The 21,033-nt window shown below is 59.4% G+C and carries 20 protein-coding genes, 1 tRNA gene and 2 pseudogenes; 13 read left to right on the top strand and 10 right to left on the bottom strand.

Annotated features, from left to right (window positions below; all coding sequences use genetic code 11):
* Window positions 1–68: 68 nt before the first annotated feature.
* The 3 genes from XAN126_RS0115670 to XAN126_RS0115660 form a co-directional block, all read right to left on the bottom strand.
* A complete protein-coding gene (locus XAN126_RS0115670; RefSeq protein ID WP_024279532.1) occupies window positions 69–776 on the bottom strand; it encodes a protein glxC in 708 nt (235 codons plus the stop codon).
* Window positions 773–1,672, bottom strand: coding sequence for a glutamine amidotransferase family protein (locus XAN126_RS0115665; protein WP_024279531.1), 900 nt, complete (start codon window positions 1,670–1,672; stop codon window positions 773–775). The genes XAN126_RS0115670 and XAN126_RS0115665 overlap by 4 nt, the downstream gene beginning before the upstream one ends.
* 148 nt (window positions 1,673–1,820) lie before the next feature.
* The gene (locus XAN126_RS0115660; RefSeq protein ID WP_024279530.1) at window positions 1,821–2,477 is read right to left on the bottom strand and encodes an XRE family transcriptional regulator; all 657 of its coding nucleotides are present in this window, start codon (window positions 2,475–2,477) and stop codon (window positions 1,821–1,823) included.
* Window positions 2,478–2,883: 406 nt separating this feature from the next.
* Between XAN126_RS0115660 and XAN126_RS0115655 the strand changes: the two genes are divergently transcribed.
* The 5 genes from XAN126_RS0115655 to XAN126_RS0115645 all read left to right on the top strand — a co-directional run bounded on the left by XAN126_RS0115655 (window position 2,884) and on the right by XAN126_RS0115645 (window position 6,096).
* Window positions 2,884–2,959, top strand: a tRNA-Phe gene (locus XAN126_RS0115655).
* Window positions 2,960–3,293: 334 nt separating this feature from the next.
* Window positions 3,294–4,166, top strand: a complete 873-nt coding sequence (locus tag XAN126_RS28410) for a hypothetical protein (RefSeq protein ID WP_155982328.1) — start codon at window positions 3,294–3,296, stop codon at window positions 4,164–4,166.
* Window positions 4,159–4,773, top strand: a complete 615-nt coding sequence (locus tag XAN126_RS28405) for a hypothetical protein (protein ID WP_155982327.1) — start codon at window positions 4,159–4,161, stop codon at window positions 4,771–4,773. The genes XAN126_RS28410 and XAN126_RS28405 overlap by 8 nt, the downstream gene beginning before the upstream one ends.
* A gap of 2 nt (window positions 4,774–4,775) precedes the next feature.
* The gene (locus tag XAN126_RS28400; RefSeq protein ID WP_155982326.1) at window positions 4,776–5,435 is read left to right on the top strand and encodes a hypothetical protein; all 660 of its coding nucleotides are present in this window, start codon (window positions 4,776–4,778) and stop codon (window positions 5,433–5,435) included.
* 418 nt (window positions 5,436–5,853) lie between these two features.
* The gene (locus XAN126_RS0115645; protein ID WP_024279529.1) at window positions 5,854–6,096 is read left to right on the top strand and encodes a PsiF family protein; all 243 of its coding nucleotides are present in this window, start codon (window positions 5,854–5,856) and stop codon (window positions 6,094–6,096) included.
* Window positions 6,097–6,375: 279 nt separating this feature from the next.
* On the opposite strand, the gene XAN126_RS28395 is transcribed toward XAN126_RS0115645, so the two are convergent.
* The 3 genes from XAN126_RS28395 to XAN126_RS0115635 form a co-directional block, all read right to left on the bottom strand.
* Entirely contained in the window at window positions 6,376–6,699 is a 324-nt protein-coding gene (locus XAN126_RS28395) for a hypothetical protein (protein ID WP_155982325.1), read from the bottom strand.
* A 33-nt stretch (window positions 6,700–6,732) separates the two neighbouring features.
* On the bottom strand, window positions 6,733–7,605 hold the full coding sequence (locus tag XAN126_RS27855; RefSeq protein ID WP_081762659.1) for a caspase family protein: 873 nt from the start codon (window positions 7,603–7,605) through the stop codon (window positions 6,733–6,735).
* A 585-nt stretch (window positions 7,606–8,190) separates the two neighbouring features.
* Complete coding sequence (locus XAN126_RS0115635) at window positions 8,191–8,964, bottom strand: SOS response-associated peptidase family protein (protein WP_024279527.1); 774 nt, start codon at window positions 8,962–8,964, stop codon at window positions 8,191–8,193.
* A 768-nt stretch (window positions 8,965–9,732) separates the two neighbouring features.
* Between XAN126_RS0115635 and XAN126_RS0115630 the strand changes: the two genes are divergently transcribed.
* A complete protein-coding gene (locus XAN126_RS0115630; RefSeq protein ID WP_024279526.1) occupies window positions 9,733–11,391 on the top strand; it encodes a Na/Pi cotransporter family protein in 1,659 nt (552 codons plus the stop codon).
* An 807-nt stretch (window positions 11,392–12,198) separates the two neighbouring features.
* Window positions 12,199–12,660 carry a thermonuclease family protein gene (locus XAN126_RS0115620; protein WP_197024047.1) on the top strand — a complete coding sequence of 154 codons (462 nt, stop codon included), beginning with the start codon at window positions 12,199–12,201 and terminating at the stop codon, window positions 12,658–12,660.
* A gap of 14 nt (window positions 12,661–12,674) precedes the next feature.
* Here XAN126_RS0115620 and XAN126_RS28390 read toward each other — a convergent pair.
* The 4 genes and pseudogenes from XAN126_RS28390 to dnaN form a co-directional block, all read right to left on the bottom strand.
* A pseudogene (locus XAN126_RS28390) lies at window positions 12,675–13,405 on the bottom strand (IS5 family transposase).
* 155 nt (window positions 13,406–13,560) lie between these two features.
* Window positions 13,561–13,899: a hypothetical protein gene (locus XAN126_RS0115605; protein WP_245272261.1), complete on the bottom strand. Its 339-nt coding sequence runs from the start codon at window positions 13,897–13,899 to the stop codon at window positions 13,561–13,563.
* A gap of 162 nt (window positions 13,900–14,061) precedes the next feature.
* Window positions 14,062–14,205, bottom strand: a pseudogene (locus XAN126_RS27845) (single-stranded DNA-binding protein); the annotation flags it as partial.
* Window positions 14,206–14,207: 2 nt separating this feature from the next.
* The gene (gene dnaN, locus XAN126_RS0115595; RefSeq protein ID WP_024279520.1) at window positions 14,208–15,299 is read right to left on the bottom strand and encodes a DNA polymerase III subunit beta; all 1,092 of its coding nucleotides are present in this window, start codon (window positions 15,297–15,299) and stop codon (window positions 14,208–14,210) included.
* 19 nt (window positions 15,300–15,318) lie between these two features.
* Between dnaN and XAN126_RS28740 the strand changes: the two genes are divergently transcribed.
* From XAN126_RS28740 to XAN126_RS0115575, 6 genes are all read left to right on the top strand, one after another.
* Entirely contained in the window at window positions 15,319–15,579 is a 261-nt protein-coding gene (locus tag XAN126_RS28740; protein ID WP_197024046.1) for a hypothetical protein, read from the top strand.
* 458 nt (window positions 15,580–16,037) lie between these two features.
* Window positions 16,038–16,244 carry a hypothetical protein gene (locus XAN126_RS28385; RefSeq protein WP_155982323.1) on the top strand — a complete coding sequence of 69 codons (207 nt, stop codon included), beginning with the start codon at window positions 16,038–16,040 and terminating at the stop codon, window positions 16,242–16,244.
* A 15-nt stretch (window positions 16,245–16,259) separates the two neighbouring features.
* Window positions 16,260–16,829: an ABC-three component system protein gene (locus tag XAN126_RS28380; RefSeq protein ID WP_155982322.1), complete on the top strand. Its 570-nt coding sequence runs from the start codon at window positions 16,260–16,262 to the stop codon at window positions 16,827–16,829.
* Complete coding sequence (locus XAN126_RS28375) at window positions 16,826–17,347, top strand: ABC-three component system middle component 5 (protein ID WP_155982321.1); 522 nt, start codon at window positions 16,826–16,828, stop codon at window positions 17,345–17,347. The genes XAN126_RS28380 and XAN126_RS28375 overlap by 4 nt, the downstream gene beginning before the upstream one ends.
* Window positions 17,334–19,268, top strand: a complete 1,935-nt coding sequence (locus tag XAN126_RS27835; protein ID WP_081762654.1) for an AAA family ATPase — start codon at window positions 17,334–17,336, stop codon at window positions 19,266–19,268. The genes XAN126_RS28375 and XAN126_RS27835 overlap by 14 nt, the downstream gene beginning before the upstream one ends.
* 572 nt (window positions 19,269–19,840) lie before the next feature.
* On the top strand, window positions 19,841–21,031 hold the full coding sequence (locus XAN126_RS0115575) for an integrase arm-type DNA-binding domain-containing protein (RefSeq protein WP_024279517.1): 1,191 nt from the start codon (window positions 19,841–19,843) through the stop codon (window positions 21,029–21,031).
* The last annotated feature ends 2 nt before the right edge of the window (window positions 21,032–21,033 follow it).

The following is a 21,033-nucleotide window of genomic DNA, read 5'->3' as shown; positions in this document are numbered from 1 at the left end:
TCCTCACCCGGAAAAGTTCAAATGCGGTCGGTGCGTCCCGCCCGTGGCGGGCGCGACGGCGGCGCGCGTCAGTAGGCGGACGCGTTGTCCACGTGGAAGTTGTAGAGCTGGCGGGCGGAGCCGTAGCGCTTGAACTCCGAGACATCGACCGCGCCTTCGAGGCCGGCGGCCTTCAGCTTCTGGGCCAAGAGCGCCTTGTGCTCGTCCCGCATCTCCTTCTCGATGCAGTCCGCACCCAGGCTCTTCACCGTGCCGCGCACGAAGAGCTTCGCCTCGTAGAGGCTGTCGCCCAGCGCCTCGCCGGCATCGCCCAGCACCACGAGGGAGCCGGACTGACCCATGAATGCGCTCATGTGGCCGATGGAGCCCTTCACAACGATGTCCACGCCCTTCATGGAGATGCCGCAGCGGGCGGAGGCATTGCCATCCACCACCAGCATCCCGCCATGGGCGGTGGCGCCGGCCGACTGGCTGGCATCGCCGCGCACATGCACGAAGCCGCTCATCATGTTCTCGGCGACGCCCTGACCGGCATTGCCGTGGATGATGACGGAGGCTTCCGCATTCATGCCGGCGCAGTAGTAGCCGACATTGCCCTCGATCTCGACGGTGAGAGGCATCGCCAGCCCCACCGCCACCGCGTGGCGGCCGTTGGGGTTCAGCACCCGCCAGCGGCGGGCGTTGGATTCAGCGGTGGCCTTGTGAAGGGCCTCGTTCAGCTCGCGCAGCGGCGTGGTGGCGAGGTCGAAGGTCACGTCCGGCGCAATGGCGTTCACTGTGCGCGCTCCCAGAAATACACGGTGGCGGGCTCGGGCTCGAAGACCTTGGCCTTGGCGATGCCGGGCAGGTCGACGAGCGCGCGGTATTCCGAGCCGAAGGCGACATACTGGTCGGTCTCGGCCATCACGGCGGGCTTGCAGGCGATGGGATCACGCAGCACGCCGAAGCCGCTCTCGGTGCCCACCACGAAGGTGAAGAAGCCGTCGAGGTCCTTCAGGCCGGCTTCCAGAGCCTGCCCGAGGGAGGCGCCTTCCCGCATCCGCCAGGTGAGATAGCCGGCGGCCACCTCGCTGTCGTTCTCGGTCTCGATGGCGATGCCCTCGCGCTTCAGCTGCCGGCGCAGGGCATTGTGGTTGGACAGCGAGCCGTTGTGCACGAGGCACTGGTCGGCGCCGGTGGAGAAGGGATGCGCGCCGGCGGTGGTCACCGCGCTCTCGGTGGCCATGCGGGTGTGGCCGATGCCGTGGGTGCCGCGCATCTGCGCGAGGCCGAAGGTCTGCGCCACGGAGGAGGGCAGGCCGACCTCCTTGAAGATTTCCATGCGCGAGCCGGTGCCCACCACCGCCACCTCGGGATGGCGCTCGGCGAGGAAGGCGCGCACGGCGGCCTCACGCACCTGCGGGATTTCCACCACCGCATGGGTGCCGTGGAGGACGAGGGCGGGCATGCCGTTCGCCGGGCCGGACAGGCCGGCGGCGAGGCCCTCGAAATCATAGCCCCGGGCGGCGCGCAGGGAGAGCTTCACACTGTCCTTGCCGCCGGCGCCGTAGACCGCGAAGCCCGCGCTGTCGGGGCCGCGATCAGTCATGACGCAGAGCATGGACGCGAGCATGGCACCCAGCTCGCCTTCGAGCTTCGGGTCCTTGAGGAAAAGTCCGACGATGCCGCACATGGCGTTCGATTTTACTCCATTGCGGGCCGCCGCTGCGGCCTTGTCACAAAGGAGTACGCCCGTTAGGCAGGGGCGTCAATCGTCAGAGAATATAATTTTCTCTGGAGGAAAACTTCGCCGATCGTCAGGGTGAGAAGGGCGCGCCGGCTCAGTGCCGGTCGCGGCCGTAGACGATGATGGACAGGTAGGTCATGGGCGCCTTGATGAGGTCTTCCGGGCCATGGGCGGCACCGGAATCGAACATCAGGGCATCGCCGGCGCGCAGATGATAGGTGCGGTCCGCGTGGCGGTAGAGCACCTCGCCGGAGAGCATGTAGATGAACTCCACGCCCGCATGGCGGAAGCCCGTGTAGGGCGCCGCCTCCTCGGTGAGGGTGATGAGGTAGGGCTCCACCACGATGTCGCCGCCGAGGCCGTGGCCCAGCAGTTCGTACTGATGGCCGACCTTGGTGCCGCGCCGCTCGATGATGACGCCCTGCTGCGCCTTCACGAAGGAGCAGTCGCGCCGCTCCTCGAAGGCGGAGAACAGCGTGGTGAGCGGCACGTTGAGTGCCTTGGAGATGGATTGCAGCGTGGCGAGGGATGGCGAGATCTGCCCGTTCTCGATCTTCGACAGCATGCCGACCGAGATGCCGGCCGCGCCCGCGAGGTCGGAAACCGTCAGGTCCAGCTCGCGGCGGATGGAGCGCACCTGCACGCCCAGAGCCTCCTCCAGCGTGACCGCCTCCGCTGCGGGGGCGCTGGACCCGGTGACATAGTCGGCTGCCTCCTGGTCGACGCTCTTCGGCTCGGCGACGCTCTTCATCTTGCGCTCGGGCACACCATCCCCCGTCGTTCCCGCATATCCGCCCCAGCCGTGATGCTGCATCCGGGCGGTGATTTGCCGGCCATTGTGCCAGCTTCCGCGCAAGAATGCATCGCACCGTTGGCGACTCGCGCGATGGCGCGCGGGCGGAGAAAAGATGCTGTCTGCAACCCGCTCAGGACGGCGGGCGCCCGTCCCGCGATCGCGTGCGTGTCCGGTGGCAGGGGGGCGGAAACGCTTGTCCCGAAACGCATCGAGGCGATCGCCGCCGTGGCTTGTCCACAGCTCCCACGCGCCGCCCTACAGACTGCATGCCGGCTCTGGACACGACCCGATTTCCTCCCTATACACTCGCCGCTCCGAAGGGGTTGACGCCCCTCCGGACCCGGGCCCCGGCCCGGCGGATGCCCAGGTAGCTCAGTTGGTAGAGCATGCGACTGAAAATCGCAGTGTCGGTGGTTCGATTCCGCCCCTGGGCACCATTTTTTCACCTGAAAAAACAAATGCTTACTGCTCATGTGCTTGACTGGGGCTGGGCTTGCTTTTTCATCGGGACACGCCGGGGACGCAGATCCGCCCAATGCCAATATGTCGCAGGAGGCGTTGGCCAGCCTCCGGCGGAGGGAAGCGTTTTCAGCGCGCACTGGTTGCGGAGCTTAATGCTTCGCCTTTCCGACGCACTGCCAGGGATTGGCAAGTCTGATCTATTTGACACAAGGCTCCTGAATGCGCAGGTAGCAAGCTTGCATTGACCGCATCTTGGTGGCGAACTAACCAGCGTAAGCGAGTGAATCGAGGTCGGGAAAGGCTCTTGATATGACCGGCCAATGGGTACCTTGGCATGAAGCCCATTCGATCGAAGCGGTCGGGGTGTCGGTTGCGTTTTCTGAGAGCGTCAACGAGACGTTGTGGCGTCGTATGTTGCGTACGGCCGAGGAAGTGGCGCCCGCTGCCGGCCTGACTAACGTTGTATCGCCATCTGCGTTGCATATCTCATTTGGCGGCCCCAATCCTGTAGCGCGTAATGAAGAGCACAGAAACCTAGTCCATTTTCAGCGTATAGCCGTTGATATCGACGGCGGAAACCAGGCGCTAGGAAATATCGCAGAAGAATTGATTGTTGGTAGAGATTCTATTCAATACATTTCTTATCAATACTCGCGATGGGTGCCGTTCTTACAGCAGATGACGTTATTTTTTGGGGAGTTGCTTGGTAAAGCTTTGGTGGGCGTTCGCCCTCAGAATGTTAGAATAGAATATCGAGATAGATTTGTTTTTGATGGAGAGAAAAGCGAGGCTCTTCCGTCTGATCTCTTGAGAGAGTCCTCTGCGTATATTGCGTCGCACGCCTTTAGTAGGAAGGACCTTTGGCATTCTCACACCGGATTTTTCTGTGATGCATCTGGTGCGGACAGGCGACTGATTCAAATCATGATTGATGTGGCCGATCTCCTCATCGCGGATGAGGCTAAAAGGTCAATTGGCATACTTACGGTGGTCCAAGATAACCTCGGTGTCGGCTTCCTTAGCGAGGAGGTGGTTGACGATCCTTCCGCAGCCTCCCAATTGGTCGTTAGCAGATTTCAAGAGCTTCACGATGCGGCTCATTCGTTATTTGCGCAAATCGTTAATGATCAAACGGCATCGCGGGTTGGAATGGATGTGGGTCGAAGGAGTAGTCATGCTTGATGATCTGAACATCCGCGGGCTGCGCACCCCTACTGACGCAATGCCGTCCCATACCACTCGGCCTATTGGCCCCTCCGAGTCAAAGCGAAGCCTCGCCCATTCGTCTTTCGTCCCGCCGGCAAGAGCCGTAGCCGCAATGGCTGGAACGGTCGTTTTGTCAATGTTGGCTGGCGATCTCTGCCTGGCTCCAACTGCCACAGCCTCAAGTCTTAGCCGAAGCATCCCTGCCATTTCGGCCCATTTCGGGAGGCATTCCGAGCGGGCTGTCTCTCGTCTGCGACAATTCGAACTCTATGAAGATGATTGGGATGGCATGGGTGCAAAAGCCCCTTCGGCCGACTCCCTGAATGCTGCGATTGATTTTGCTCAAAAGCTCCGGCCTTGGCATCCGCGGCCTTTTGCAACTGTCGACCGAGATGGCTTCGCAGTGTTGCAGCTAGAGGACGGTGCCGAAGACAAGTTCTCTTCTATCACTTTTCTGTCTGATTTGGACGTCGAAATTTATAGCAGACATGCTAGTAACCCCTCGGACTATTTCGAAGGAGCTCTTGCTTCCCCGGAGGCTCGCTCCTTCCTTGCACAACATCTGCAGATTTATGCCATTTAGCTATGAGCTGCGACGTTTGCACAAAGCTTTTCTCGATTGACAGCCTATCGGGCAAGCTTGCGCGTGATGCGGAAGAGCAGGCGCCCGGCTGCCAATGCGAGGCTATGGCTGTCAGCTTATCGTCCATTGGCCGCATCCAAGATGAAGAGATAGTTTTTCGAGCTTTTGTCGATCCGGCTGATGTCGACGAACAAACAGGAGATGTGAGCGCCGACGCTTTTCGTAGCGCGCACGAATCTGGACTGAGTGTTTTTCGAGATTCCTCCACAAATGAGGAGATCAGTAATCTAATAATCGATATTTTAAGTGTAAAAGAAGGGCGGCCTTTTAAAAAAATAATATGCTTATTCAAGGCTCGATGTGTAGATATTAGGTCGATATGGCATCCCATGCCCATCGTAGATCCTCGACAGTTTTGTATTTATGATCAGCTTGTTCCAAGAGTATTTGATAGTGAGGCTGAACCGGTCAGGACCCATGGAATTGTGCTCTCGCGACTTTTGAATCCACATAAAGATGTAAAGCGAAAGTTGCATAAGGACATCCAGCTTGATATCAGAAGGCTTTTTATCTCGGAAAGAGTGCCGGTAGACGAGTTTCGCGACGGCTTAATCGCTCGACTAAATGAAAGATCTTTGGCGGGCGATTTTATTCGCTTTTAGTGGATCGAACTTTTCACCGGTATCGGCTCTCTGAACCGTAGCCCTGCTGCTGGCAACTTCGATTGCCGGCACTGCCTGCTTCCATCCGAAGGCGATTGGCCTTGCCACGGGGATGTGCAAAACGTCGAGCTGCCGGTCAAAGCATCCTAGTGGCCGCTACGTGCACCCGATCACATCGAGGAGCCGCCGGCATCGATGGCGCGCGATGATCAGCCATGGACTTCGCCTGACGCGCCGCGCTGGAAGTGATGGGCCGGGAACTTGATCCTGACGTTCTGCATCATCGGGGCGCGGATTCGGCTGCTCCTCGATCCAATAGTTCGGCTCTGGCATTGGTGGTTCGGGGTCTAACGCCCGGCACCATCGTGCGTCGTCTCAGCCGGTGATAGCCTCCCGTCACCATCTGAGGGAGGGAATCATGAAGACGCTCGCAATCGCGTTTGCCCTGCTTTCGCTTTCTGCCGCCGCCGCCTCCGCGGACACCTGTGTCGCTAACGCCGACGCGAGGAAGCTTGCTGGCGCCGCGCGCACCAGCTTCATCACCAAGTGCCAGAAGGACGCGACCGCGGCGTGCAACACCCAGGCGAGCGAGAAGAACCTGCACGGCGCTGCCCAGACCAGCTTCACCACGAAGTGCGTGAAGGATGCTGTGGGGCAGTGATCCCTCGGCCGGTCAGCTCGCCGGCTGGGCCGCGGGCGCGTGCTCCTGCGGCAAGACGATGTTCGGTGCGGCGTCGGAAGGCTTCTTCCCCTTCGGATAGAGGATGACCCGCAGCGGGTTCGGGGTGTGCTCCAGGGTCGCTCCGGATGCCGCGTCGGCGGCAAGCCCGATTACTCCGCCCACGATCGCGTTGCTTAACCGCATAATCTATACGGGAGGGGGAGAGGGGATCGGGCGGCACGGAGGCATGGCACGACCAGCCGCGCCGCCCGGTCGAGTTCAAAAATGCCAAGTGCCGGTTACGGAGCCGCCAGTTACGCCGACGGTCCCTCCGCCGGTCCCTCCGCTAATAGTTCCAGTTACAGTTCCGCCTGCAACGGTACCTGAAGCGCTGACGGTTCCTGAAACACCTCCGGGGCCGGCGCCAGTTACTGTCCCCGATATATCGACCTTTGGCGTCACTCTGCTCTTCGACGACAGGTCTTTGTAGACCTGCTTGGCAATCGAGGGGATAAGCCAAGTGAGAGATTGGGCGAGGTCATCCTCAGACGATATGCCGAGATTCTTCACGTTGATGATTACAAGACCGTTAACAGTAGTCATGATAAGCCTCCATTTTTACATCGTGATCATTGTCTATAGTGAAAATGGCGTCTGGACTGCGAATTTATTGTGACTATCACCAAATAAAAACAAATTAGGTGTCTGGTCTGGGGGCATCCTATTTGAAATAGAATTGCAGAAAGACTTATAATTACCAGAAAATTTTCCTCCATTCCAAACGGCCTTCAAATTCCCAGTAAAAACGCCATTAAAGGGGCCATCTCCCGATAGCTGATAATCTTGACAGCCCGAAATAAGAATGCCAGACGCAGTAACAGTTCCTAGTGAGCCTTTTAGATCTGGATTTCTTAGAATGGGATCGTAGAAAGATTTGTTTCCCAAATACACGCGAGAGGCGATATCCGATGGCATTGCTTTATATACTGATCGAGAAATATGCAATGAATTGCCAGAAATATCTTTCATTGCTGATGTAATAAACGGATGAAAATTGACAAAGGTATCCATCAAGAGGCGCTCCTTGACTGACGTGCCGCTATGGCAGCTGTCGGCAAGAGTCAGTATCCTCACACCGGGCTTAATCGCGGAGAAAGCGTGATATAGCTCGTCATCAACAAGCTGCCCATCGTAAAGACACCATGTTTCGTCAAGTCCATCATCTTCATCGCCATTTAAGTCGGGCAGCTGCCCGCCGTGGCCTGAGTAAGTAACGAGAAGAAAATCGTCGCGTGATAGAGTTTTGGCGGCATTAGAAATCGACGACAACAAATTAGATCGCGTGGCGGACTTGGTCAGAAATGTAGTTGCTTTGAATCCACATGAATTAGCAATTAAGGCCATATCTTTTGCATCAAATTCACAAGCATTAAGCGGGCCGTTCCATCCCTGGTAATGTGTTGGATCGACGGAGTTTAGGCCAAGATGTATGCTGATTCCTATTGCCATTTTTTCTTCCTCCGAGGGCTCACATATAAACGCGCAGCTTTATCGAAACAATTAGTGTAGTCGGGGCCGTAACAACTGTTGTGTGTGATGCGAATACAATAATATTGGAACATAATATAAATCGATAATTGAATAAAAATATATACTATGACAACTTATCAAGTTATCATATTCTAGACTCCGGTTGTGATAATTGAGTGGTCCGTCCGACAAATTTGAGGCATTTGGACTGGTGTCTATGCTATTTTGTGGTGGCCATCATCCGAGATTGCGCACTCTCTCATATTCCCTAAGAAATTGCACTTGAAAAATTTTGAGATGGCAGGGGATGCTCTGTATCCGATCAGTTCATCGCAAGTCTCTGGAATCACAATATGATTCCATCAGCGGTATGAGGTGCATGCCAATGTTAAAGTTGCAAGATATTGGATTCCGACATAATCCTTACGTAAGGGAACTTTGGAAAAAACAGTAACGCGCCGAATTGTGGCAATATAATACCGCATTCACGTCATAAGTCGCGACGATTGAGATTATTCTGTTGAGGCTGAGCACGGGGCCTTCAGGCAGTGCTGGCAAATGTCCTTATATCTGAGTTCGATCGCTCTGAGCGGGGCGCTGTCCAGGCCCCTTCATATGCTGGCGGCCGTCATTCTTCGCGCTCCGCGCTACGATCTGTAGCGCGCCGTCCGGCAATGGCCGTTGCAGCGCTTTCTCGTCCTGCCATCGGGCCGTCATCCATCGGTCCATTTCCTTAGACCCTGTCGGGATCGCCGGCATGGCCTTGGGGTGAATGCTGGCGACCGGCTCGCTGGGCTCCGTTGTGAGGAAGCCAAACAGGTCCGCGGTTTCGATGCCCGTTTTCATCTTGCGGACGCAGGTCCAGCCGGGCGTCCAGATCCCGGCGAACACGGCCAACGGGCGGGCCTCCGAGCACGCGAACCACACGTCTCCGCCGGGGGCCTTATTGAACTCGCTGAAGCTCGCGAAGGGAACAAGGCAGCGGTTGTCCGTTCCGAGCCAGCGCTGCCAGTGCTTGCTCGACGTATTGCGGATGTTCGTCGTGCCGCTGTCCGGCTCCAGGCGCAGCAGCTCCTTGAAATCGACCGGCCGGCCCTTGGCCTCCAGCTTCGCTGCGCGCTTCTTCGCCGCCTCCATCAGCGCCAGTTGCGAGGACAACATGCCCCAGCGCACCATGGCAACCTCGCGCACACCGTCGGCGCCGGTGCGCACGATGGGCGCCTCATAGTCCGGGAAAATGCCGGGCTGCGGCGGCAGGTTGCCCACGAGGTTCCGCGTGGCGCGCGTCAGGTCGATGATCGCTTGGACGTTCGAGGTGTGGCTATAGAGGTTGCACATGGGCCGAGGCTTCGGCACAGCGCCGGCCGCGCGCCAGCCCCTATATCTCGTGGCTTGTTCTTTTTTTGTTCTCATGAAATCCATAGGAGGAGATCAGCGCCGGAGATGACACATGTCGAGCGAGCCCCAGCCCGCCGAGTAACCCCCTTTTGACGTCAGCGATGCGGAGATAGACGAGGCCTTGGCCGCCTGTGAGGGAAACCCCCGCGCGACGATCCGCGCGCTCCTCGTCGGACAGGCCTACCTTGAGCACGAGATGTCTCGCCTCCAGGCGGATGCGTCGTCCGGCTTCCGCCGCCGCCGGCACCCATTGGGGGACGGAGCGTGATCCAGCGATCGAAGCGACATTGGGGGGAGATGGAAAGAGTGGCCTTCGTGGCGGTCGTGGAAACGGCACGCAGAGGCATAATTCGCCTGAACGGCCGCGCGCCAATAGGCTCGCCAGAATACCGCGCGCTTTCGGATCTCTTGGATGCGGTGAACGCCGCTGGTGTGTTCCTCGATCTGCGGTGGACCAAGCCGGGAGGAAACCAATTCTAGGAGGGAAGGGCAGATGGACGATCAGCCTTGGACATCGCCTGGTGCGCCACGCTGGAAGTGCGGGCCTGGAAAATGATCTTTGTGCTCTGTGCCTTGGGCGCATGGCTGCTTCCACCTCTGCTGTCGGCGCCGTGTCGCTGCCAGATTGTGCAGTCATATTGCTCGTTCGAACGGCCAGCCTGATACTTGGCCGACCATCATTGCCGATCGCCCACGGAGGTGCGTGGCATGAGCTTTTCCGTCACCCTGCTCGACCTCGCGGGTTTCGCAGCCCTGCTGTTATGGGGCATCCATATGGTCCAGAGCGGCGTGATGCGCGCGCTTGGGCCGCGGCTGAAGATGGTGCTCGGCCACGCCCTAGCGGGGCCGCTGAGAGGGTTCTGCGCCGGCGCGGTCGTCACCACTCTGCTGCAGAGTTCGACCGCCACCGCCCTCATGGTGTCCAGCTTCACGGCGGCGGGGCTCGTGGCCATGGTGCCGGCGCTGGCCGCTATGCTGGGAGCCAACATCGGCACGAGCCTGATCGTGCAGGCCCTGTCCTTCAATGTGGCAGCCATTGCCCCGGCGGCTTTCCTCGGCGGTCTCATCCTGTTCCGCCGCGGTGCCGGCACCAGCATGCGTGACTTCGGCCGCGTGCTGATCGGCCTCGGCCTCATCGTGCTGGCGCTGCACGCCCTCGTCGACCTACTCCGGCCGCTGGAGGATGCGCCGAGCATCCGCATGCTGCTGGGTGCCATTGCGACCGTGCCGCTGCTTGACGTGATGCTGGCAGCGATCCTGACATGGGCGGTGCATTCCTCGGTCGCCGCGGTGCTGATCACCGCTTCGCTAGCCGCGCAGGGCGTGGTGCCGCCCAATGCCGCCATCGCCCTCGTGCTGGGGGCAAATCTCGGCAGCGCCATCGCGCCTGTCGTTGAAGCCATGGGCAAGGACGACCCCGCTGCCATGCGCTTGCCCATGGGCAATTTCATCAACCGCGCCATCGGCGTCGCGGCGGGCGTGGCGCTGATCGAGCCCATCGGCCGGCAGATGGTGCTGTGGCAGCCCGACCTTGCGCGGGTCGCCGTCGACTTCCATACCCTCTTCAATATTGTCACCGCGCTGGTCTTCCTGCCCCTGCTCGTTCCGTTCGCGCGCTTGCTCGAACGCCTCTATCCTGACCGCGAGCTCGCGGACGATCCCACCCGGCCGCGCTACCTTGCCCCGGCCGTGTCCGAAACGCCGGTGGTGGCGCTCGGCGCCGCGACCCGCGAGGCCTTGCGCCTCGCCGATGCGCTCGAGGAAATGCTCGACACCGCGTCGCGCGCCCTTCTCGACGGCGCGCGGCGGCACATCGCGGAGACCCGCCACGGCGACGACGTGCTCGACCGGCTCAACAGGGAAATTCGATCCTATCTCGCCTCTCTGGACCCCGACGACCTTTCGGCATCCGACCGGCGGCGGGTGGAGGAGATCCTCACCTTTTCCGCCAACCTGGAGCAGGCGGCGGACGTGGTCTGCGGCCGGCTGATGGCTGAGGCCGGCAAGCGGCTGAAGCGCGGCATCGCCTTCTCGACAACGGAGGAACGGGAGATTTCCGCGCTCATAGAACGGCTGAAGGCCAACGTGCGCCTCGCTGCCTCCCTCTTCATGACGGCCGATCCACGAGCGGCGCGCCTGCTGGCCATGGAGAAGGCCGCTTTTCGAGAGAGCGAGACGGCGGCCGCCCGCCTCCATTTCGACCGGTTGCGTCATGGTCTCGCCGCCCAGGCGGAAGCCAGTGGTCTCAGCGCCGACATCGTGCGCGACCTGAAACTCGTGAATTCCCACGTGGTGGCGGCCTCAGCCTATCCCGTGCTCGCTCGTTCCGGCGAATTGCGCGAAACCCGGCTGGCGGACCCGGAATGACCTAAGCGGACCACAGCGATAGGTGGTTGCCATCGGGCCAATGCCTGCTCCCCCGGAGTCAGGAGCACGCTCACTTCCGGCGCCCTTCCCTGTCGCATCGTTGGTGGCAACGACGCCGGCCGGGCTCCGGGTGCAGCTTCAAGCCCTCGCGCACTGCCACCGGAGCACCGTGTCGCCGTATGCTTCGGGAAGGAGGACGAAGTGCGAGCGTTCATGCGCCACTCGCAAGGCGAACTGGTGCGCGACGGCTAGGCGAACGTAAGGGTAGACGCGCGCCGTATTCCGCGCGAACTTCGGCGCCTCTGCAATTTGGGGGCGCATGTGGTCAGGCTCGTTCTCACTACCATCTTCACGTTTGCAGCAGCGGCCACCGCAGCTCAAGCTTCTCTCGTCTCGGCGACGCACGACGCGTCGCCGGCTGTGTCAAAGCGGGCCACCGGAGACCAATTCGCCGCTTGCGGTTCGCGGGGCGGCCCAGGCTACCGGAAGGCAAATGGCAAGTGTGCCTCCTGGCGGCGGTGACGTGGCTTCGACGGGGGCGCACGTGTTTCGACCACTCATCGCATTGATCTTTGTCCTCGTAGCCTTTCCCGCTGCGGCCACGAACACGCCCTGCTCGGGCAAGAAGGGCGGCATATCGCATTGCCGCGGTGCCATGTTCGTCTGCCAGGACAGCTCCACCAGCGCGTCCAAGCAGGATTGCCGCACTTACGAGGGCGGGCGCTACGACACCGACGACTCGGATCCGCCTGCTTCCAGAGTTCCGACACCCCAAACGCGAGTAAAGGGGCAATGATCCGGGCGGCCGTGTCGGCCTTCGGTGTGTTGCTGGCTTTCCCGGCTTACTCAGGCGAGCCGCTCGCCGGCCGAGCGTCGGTGATCGATGGCGACACCATCGAGATCCATGGCACCCGGATCCGGTTGGAGGGCATCGACGCACCGGAAAGCCGGCAGACGTGCATGGCCAAGGAGACGGGTGAGGTGGTCCGCTGCGGGCAGAAGGCGGCCTTCTTCCTCGCCGACCTGCTGGCTGAGCACGCCGTCACCTGCACGGAGGCTGGGAAAGACCGCTACGGTCGGACCCTCGCCCATTGCGAGGTGGAAGGGCAGGATGTGGGGGCCGCTATGGTCCGCGCCGGCTGGGCCCTCGCTTTCGTTCGTTACAGCCGGGAATATCTGCCGCAGGAAGAAGAGGCGCGCACCGCCGGCGCGGGCATGTGGGCCATGGTGGTCGTGGCCCCGTGGGACTGGCGGAAGGGCGTGCGATGACTGTGGGGGGAAGGCTAGGCGGCGTGGACAAATTTGAGCCAGTATCTGGCCGTAGCGATATGGACCATGCTGAGAAAGCTGTTGGCAAGCTGGTCGTAGCGCGTGGCGATGGCGCGGTTGATTTTGAGCTGTCCGAACATGCGTTCGATGCGATTGCGCTGCTTGTAGAGCGCCCGATCATGCTCGATTTTCACGCGGCGGTTTGACCGACCAGGAATGACGGCCTCGATATTCCGTTCGGCAAGGTCGGTGCGGATCGCGTCGGCGTCGTAACCTTTGTCGGCGAGCAAAGCGCCAGGTGCGCGCTCGGGCAGACCGATCAGAGCGTCATAGGCCTTGCAATCTGCCGCCTCGCCGACCGTCAAATGGAAGGCGAGCGGTCGTCCGAGGGCATCGGCCAGGCAGTGAAGTTTACTGGTGAACCCGCCCCGCGAGCGGCCAAGAGCGCGCCGATGAGCCCCCCTTTTCCGCCCGCTGCCGAGACGTGGGCGCGAACGGTTGTGCTGTCGATGGTGTAGTGGCCGCTGTCCGCCATGACCTCGGCGAGCATCACTGCCACGGTCTCCCAGACCCCGGCTTCACTCCATCGCCGGAACCGACGATAGATGGTGTTCCAGCTACCGTACTTCGGTGGCACGTCACGCCATGGAGCGCAGCAGCGAAGCCGCCAGAGGATGCCGTTGATGATCGCACGGTTCTGCGCGGGCGGCCTGCCTCGACCACGGTTCTCAGGCTCTATGGGCAACAGGCCTTTCAGAACCCGCCATTCTGCTTCTGTCAGATCGCCCCTGCTCAAGCCTGCCTCCAAAAAGCAGCCTTGAATCAATCCTCTCAGGTCGGGTCAAGCCTCGCATCCTGCTCGCGGGAATATGACCTAACCAAACTCCTCTGTGCCCCCCCTTAATCTCGGGGTAGCTTCTCCGCGATACCTTCAAATTCGACCGCCGTAAAACCGGTCAAGGTAGGCATTTCCCAGTCGAAGAAGCGTTTGTCAGAGATTGCATGAAGTACCAAACTCCTGACGCCTAGAAGCTCCAAATGCGATAGGCTCGTGTTCGGAACAACGGCAAGCACGGCTTCCGCTATGCGATCGGCCACCGGCTCAACGCTCGGAGAGGTGATCACCAACTCTCCATCGCGCTCCAATTCACCCAGCGCCATCGCAATAGTTCTACTCAGAAGTTTGTCATGCATGCCGCCTCGCCATTCAAGATTCACTGATCGCAGAAAGCTGGCCATGCGGCAACCAGGTACTTTATCGCGGCATAAATTTGTCCACGCCGCCTAGCCTTCGTTCGTTTGCAGTCATCGATTGCACCGCGCTATTCAATCGATCCCGTCTCCTTTCATCCCCCTTGCCACAATACGTAGGGCGCCGGGCGGCAGCGGTCGTTAAAGCGCCTTTGCATCGCCGGTGGCCTTGTCGCGCCAGCTTTCGGAGGTGGCGACATTGAGGGTCGCCAGCTTCGAGCCGGATTGCGTGGTGGCGATCTCGGGATCGCGGCCGAGATAGCCCACGAGGATGACTTTGTTGACGCCGGCCATGGTTACACTCTCAGAGGCATGACGACCCACAGGGCGCCGGCCTCGGCCGGGTTGCGCCAGAGCATGGGATCGCCGGGGGTGGACATCTGGATCTCGACGGCCTCGCCCGGCAGGGAGCGCAGGGCATCGAGGGCGTAGCGGGCGGAAAAGCCGATGGCGTAGCCGTCCGCGATCTCGGTCGGGGTGGCGCCGTCCAGCGTCTCGCTGGCGTCCGATCCCTCGTGGCGGGAGGCGAGCGAGATCTCGCCCCCATCCATGCTCATCTTGATCGAGCGCGTCTTGCCGGTGTCCACCGTGACGATGCGTTCGATGGCGCTGGCGAGCGGCGCGGCGGGGATGGCAAGCGTGGACGTGCCGCCTTTCGGCACCACGCGCTCATAGTCGGGATAAGTGCCGTCGATGAGCTTGCTGCACACCGCCACGGCCTCGCCCTCGATGAGGACGCGGGACTTGTCGATGGAGATCTTCAGCACGTCCTTCGACTTCGCCCACAGGCTGCAGACGATGCGGGAAAGGTCCGGCGGGAGGATGCCGCCGGCCAAGGCTTCGGAGCCTTCCGGCGCCGGCACCTCGCGCAAAGCGAGCACGTGGCCGTTGGTGGCGACGGCGCGCAGCCGGTCACCATGGCGATGCAGATAGACGCCGCACAGGTAATAGCGGGTCGCCTCTTTCGAGATGGCGGCATCCACTGCGTCGAGCATGTCGCACAGGGTGGCGGCCTCCAGCGTGAAAACCGCCTTGCCCTCTCCCACCTGGGGAACGGGATCGAGCGGTGTGCCGAAGGTCGGGAAGTCCGCCGCCGGCAGCGTGGCGAGCCGGAAGCGGCTGCGGCCATAGGAGAGGTGCAACTCGTTGTCCTTCACCTTGAAGGTGGCCGTCGCGTTGTCGGGGGCCTTCTTCATGGTCTCGGCGAGGATCTTCGCCGGTACCGTGGCCGAGCCCGGTGCCGTCACCTCGGCGGGCACGCGCAGGGTCACGGACTGATCGAGGTTGGTGCTGATCACCAGAAGCTCGCCGGTGCCGTCCGCCTTGCGGTGGAGGTGAGCGATGACGGGGGAGGTTCCGGCCGCCGCGCGTGCGCCGAGTGGGGCCATCATCATCTCAGAGCGGGCTTTGGAGCTGATGGTGGTGGAGGTGGCCGAGGACGCGGCCGAGAAGGCCGTCCGCAAGGTGCTGAAGGAGATCGGCCTTTCCACCTCGGACGAAGCGCGGATCGAGGAGGCGAGGGCGGACATCGAACACCTGCGCCGCTTCCGCCGCATGTGGAACAGGGCGGCGCTCGTAATCGGAACTGCCGTTCTCACGGTGCTGGTCGGCGGCGCCCTGACTGTGTTTTGGCTGGGGATCAAGACGCATGTACTCAAGCAGCCCTAAGGTCCGCCTGCGAATCGACTGGGATGCGGACGGCGCGTTCGCATCCGTGACCCGGCCGGGGGAGGCGGCAGAGGAGATACGCCTGTCAGTTGACGACACCGTGCGGATCATGAAGGAAGCCGCAGAGGCGTGGCTTCAGTCACGAAAGAACGATAGCAGCGCCTGCACAATCGCCAGTCCGGCTAGGGCGAGCTGCACTACCGCGCGTTATCGCTAACCACAGATCTTCGATCACGGATCGAATCACGGTGGCCGGCGCCGACTTCATCGCGGCTCGTAACGGGACGCCAGCCGCAGCGGCTTCGACTGCCCACATTAGGGATTCCTGATCTTGCCCGTTCCCTCGACAGAGGGGCTGGTCGGGTTCGTGCTTGGCCGCCGCCATATCGAGCCATATACCTCGTTGCCAAGCTCGACGTGGGGTTGTATCCGATTTGTTATGCGGGGGGGCAAATGCGATGACGGAATTTTGGGCCGCGCATGCATCGGAAGTGTGGAGCGCAATTCTCGGCTATCTCGCCGGGGGGCTTACGGTAACATTCGTGAAATTCCAGATCAGCCGTAAGCAGAGTAGCGGTGGCGGGCGGATCGTGGACCAAAGCGGTGCAAATGCCGGTGGCGACATCGTCGGGGGAAACAAAGATTCACGCATAAATAAAAAGTGAATTTGGCTGGAATTCATGTCGAGAGAAATTTCCAAAATCGATCAGTCTCACGCGAATGCGGCTGGCGATATTGTGGCGGGAAATAAAATAACTTATTGCGCTTCGCCAGCGCTGCCGCCGAGTATTGTCGAACGATTGATGGAGCGTCTTGCCAAAGAGATAAAAGAAAACAAGACGGCAGAAACCATCCTCGACAGCCTTCAGTTCTACCACTCAAAAGTTGCGAAAGACGGAATAGTTGGACTTGAAGCAAAGCTTGCTGCTGCTAATCGCAGCGATGAGCTTTTCATAGCTTATGAAAAGAAGGAATTGTTTGTAAAGATACTTGAAAAATACTCTTTGTACGAATCTGCTCAAAAGATATTTGCTTATATTTTAGCCAAGGCAGAGCATCAATTTTCCATTTCTGTTCACTGCAAGATCGAGACATTAGATAAAGCTGATATAGATGAGCTGATTACTGAGAAAATTATCGATCCAATCGTCTATGAGTGTGGAATGGGTCCGTTAGATATTACCCATAGCGTGGTCATGGGGATGATCTATTGGCTGGCGGAGCAGTGTTTCATCCGGTGGCATCTATGATCCAGATCTCGTTCCAGCCCGCTCTCGATCCATTTCACGGAATGTTTCGCCTTTTGCGTCTTCGTTCCGCCTTGCGCGAGGCGGGGGCGCTTCCCGTCGATCACGTCCGTATCTTAGATTTTTTCATGGCCTTTCCACGTCGTGTATCTGATCTGAGACTTAGGCCGGAACATCGAGGGCTAAAAAATGCTGTGACCAAATTTCCCTGGCCGGTGCCATATAGCGAGCAGCCAGAAAGCAAGGCCATTTTCGAGCGGATAGAACCAATCCAGTTGGCAGCCTTACAGACGTTGGCATCTAACGGCTTGGTCGAGGGGGATCGCCTCGATCAGGGGATCGTCCAGATAACCGAGGTGCCATTGGCGGCCGATCTGGCAGCTCGGATTGATGCTATCAATGAGCGAGAGGGTGTGCTCCTGCGCCTGTTGGCAGTCCTCGCGAGGGACTATGAGTTGGTGGGTGGGGCGGGATTGAAGGAGCGCTCGGGATTGATGGAGTATCGATATGACGCGATTTAGTCCTACCCTCATCCTCAATCGCTTAGTCATCGAGCGCGATGGCAATACGGTGTATGATGAAAAGTTTCATGTCGGAGTAAATATTCTTCGAGGAGATAATTCGTCTGGGAAATCGACAATTTTAAACTTCATATTCTATGGGCTTGGTGGAGATTTGACCGACTGGAGCGATGTCGCCCAACTGTGCTCTAAAGTTGTCGTCGAAGCGTCATTCAACGGGCTGGTGGCAACACTCGCGCGAGAAATTTCGACTGAGCCGGGACGTCCGATGGATGTTTTCGCTGGAGATTACGATAATGCGCGCGTCGCTCCTATGTCTGAATGGAAGCGGTATCCATATCGGCGCTCTGCGAGCGTGGAAAGTTTCTCTCAGGTGATATTTCGGCTTTTGGGTATTCCAGAGGTTTCAAATGATGAAACAGGAAATGTAACTATACACCAGATACTTCGTCTTCTTTACGCTGATCAGCTCAGTCCGATAGAGCAAATATTTAAATTTGAGCGCTTTGATCCGCCTGCACTCCGGGATGCTGTTGGGCGACTTCTATGCGGAGCTTACGATAGTGAAACCTACAATAATGACATCAAAATAAAATCGCTTGTCAAAAGATTTGATGGAATTAGTGCTGAACTACGTAGTCTTTTTTCCATCTTAGGTAGGGCTGAGCAAGCTCATACTCTGGAGTGGATAGATGCTCAACGAGCCTCATTAGAGGCGCAGCGTTCTAAAATTCAGTTTGAGATCGCGCGCGTCGAAGCGTCACTATATACATCAGGTATCCAGGATTCACTTTCACTGAAGGCGCAGGAGGATGCTTATGCTGAGGTCCAGCGCCTGCAGCGAGAGCTTGGATCTGCACAGGAAAAGCGCGATCAGATGGTTCTCGTTATCGCTGATTCTGACCTGTTTATTTCAAACCTAAAAGACAAACTTGGCGCATTGGCTGATTCAAAGGCAGTGGTCGAGAATTTGGGCGCCGTTCGGTTTCGTTCCTGTCCAGCCTGCTACGCCCCAGTCGAAGAAATGGAGCATGACCATGCCTGCCACCTTTGCAAAACGCCGTTTGATTCCGGCTCAGCTCAGAATCGGCTAGTTGCGCTCGTCAACGAGGCGGGCAGGCAGCTAAAGCAGTCAACTGTGCTGCAGGAGCGGCGAAGGCAGGACCTTGTGCGGTTGCAGGACGAAGTTCGGCGTTTGTCTGAAGAATGGACGCATGCCGCGCGTAAGCTGTCGGAGGCTCAGTCGCTGCCGTCCGGGTCGGCCAGGGCGGAGCTTCGGAAATTGACGCGTGAGGCAGGCTACCTCGACCGTCAAGCGGAGGATCTTGAGCAAAAGGCGGCGTTGGCCAAGGAAATTGAAAAGCTATCGAGCGAGAAGGAGTCGCTGAACGCCGAAATTGCATCCCTTCGAAATCGAAACGAGCGGATCTCGTTTACTTTGGAGAAGCGCCGAGAGCTAGCTTATAATCTAATTGACCGAGAAGTCGTGGGCCTTCTTAAGGGGGATCTCCGTCGTCAAGATGCATTCATTGACGCGAAGCATGTGCAGTTTGATTTTGCGTTAAATAGTATATCGGTTGACGGCACGAAGTATTTTTCTGCTAGCTCCCGAGTGATATTGAAAAGCAGTTTTTATGTCGGGTTCTTGCAGGCGGCAAGGATGGATAAGATGTTTCGGCATCCTCGATTTTGTATTCTCGATACAATTGAGGATAAGGGGATGGAGCCTGCCCGGAGTCACAATTTTCAACGTTTGATAATGGAAAGATCGAAAAGGCTTGATGTAGAGCATCAAATAATATTCGCGACTGCAATGATTGCTCCTGAGCTCGATATTCCTGAGTTAACGGTTGGTAATTATTCAACTCTGGATAACCCGACTATAAATTTGCGCGGATCCGTCGTTGGAGGGCTGGGGTGAAAGATGATGGCATTCTTCGTTCCCGTCGATGCCCATCTCGACTGAGCGCGGCCCACCGTGTTAACTTCTTTCAAATGGCTTCTTGCGGAAAAGCTATCGTGGCCATCGGCTCAATGATCCTGCGCCAACTCAACGTGGGCCGTTCTTCTTGTGGGCATTGCTCCCACGTTCTTCGGTGGTCACCTCTCGCCGGTTTTGTGATGATGGGCCGAGCAAGAACGTCCGGGAGCCTAGAGCGACGGTCACAAAACCAATTAACAGGCTCGGATGCTCCGCGAGGGTGCGGCTATTTTGGTGAGAAAGAGCTGGCTGCGAGTCTTTGAATAATGGTGAAATATTTCGCTTTCTCACATAGCTCTAACGGCCTGATTATTCGAACCTGCAGCGCCCCGCCCCTGGGCACCATTTCACGCTCCAATAGCGTCCGAAGCAATCCTTCAGTCCTGAAAAATCAATAGCTTAGCTTGTTTTGCCCGTCCGGCATGGTGCGGGAAGGTGCGGTTGCATCCGGCAAATCTGGGGGTAGCTTTGGGGGTATCGGCTCCATACCCCCAGCGGCGATACCCCCACCGATGGCGCTTACCGACCTTGCCATTCGCAATCTCAAGCCCGCAGAGAAGCCGTTCAAGGCGTCTGACAGCGGTGGGCTGCACCTCCTCGTCAATCCGAACGGCTCGCGCCTCTGGCGGCTGAAGTACCGTTTCGAGGGCAAGGAGAAGCTCCTAGCCTTGGGCAGCTACCCGATCGTCACACTCGCCAAGGCGCGCGAGAAGCGGGACGAAGCCAAGGCGCAACTCGCGGACGGCATCGATCCCGCGAAGTCCCGGCGCGAATCGCGCATCGCGGCGGTGGCCACCTCCGGCAACACCTTCCGCCTTGTCGCTGAGGAATATCTCGACAAGCTGCGGCGCGAAGGCCGGGCGCCGGCCACTCTGGCCAAGGTCGAGTGGCTGCTGTTCTTCGCCTATGGCGATCTCGGCGAGCGCCCGATTTCGGAGATTGCCGCGGCCGAGGTGCTCGCCGTGCTCCGAAAGGTGGAGCAGCGCGGCCGACGGGAGAGCGCCCGGCGGCTGCGATCGACAGTGGGCTCGGTCTTCCGCTATGCCATCGCCACCGCGCGCGCCGAGAACGATCCGACCTTCGCCCTGCGCGGCGCGCTGGTGGCTCCCAAGGTGAAGCACCGCGCCGCTCTGATCGGTACCGCGCAACTCGGCGCTTTCCTGCGCGCGCTCGATTCCTTTGATGGGCAGGTGACAACGCGCACGGCGCTGGCCTTGCTCCCGCTGCTCTTCCCCCGTCCCGGCGAGCTTCGCGCGGCCGAATGGGCGGAATTCGATCTAGAGAAGGCCGTCTGGACCATTCCCGCCGCACGCATGAAGATGCGCCGTCCCCACCGCATTCCCTTGCCGAGACAGGCGGTGGCGCTCCTGCGCGCGTTGCACCTGCATACGGGAACCGGCCGGCTCGTGTTCCCCTCTGTCCGGTCCACCCTGCGCTCGATCTCGGAAAACACGCTGAACGCCGCCTTGCGCCGCATGGGCTACACCACCGACGAAGTCACCGCCCACGGCTTCCGCGCCACCGCGTCCACGCTGCTGAATGAAAGCAGCCAGTGGAATGCCGACGCCATCGAACGCCAGCTCGCCCACGAGGACGCCGACGCCATCCGCCGCGCCTATGCCCGTGGGGAGCATTGGGAGGAGCGGGTGCGGATGATGCAGTGGTGGGCGGACAAGCTGGAGGCGTGGAAGGGGGAGGGGTGAAT

The organism is Xanthobacter sp. 126, from assembly GCF_000526175.1.
Lineage (GTDB): Bacteria > Pseudomonadota > Alphaproteobacteria > Rhizobiales > Xanthobacteraceae > Xanthobacter > Xanthobacter aminoxidans.
Note: the sequence above shows the minus strand (reverse complement) of the source record. Positions and strands in the feature narration are given on the sequence as shown.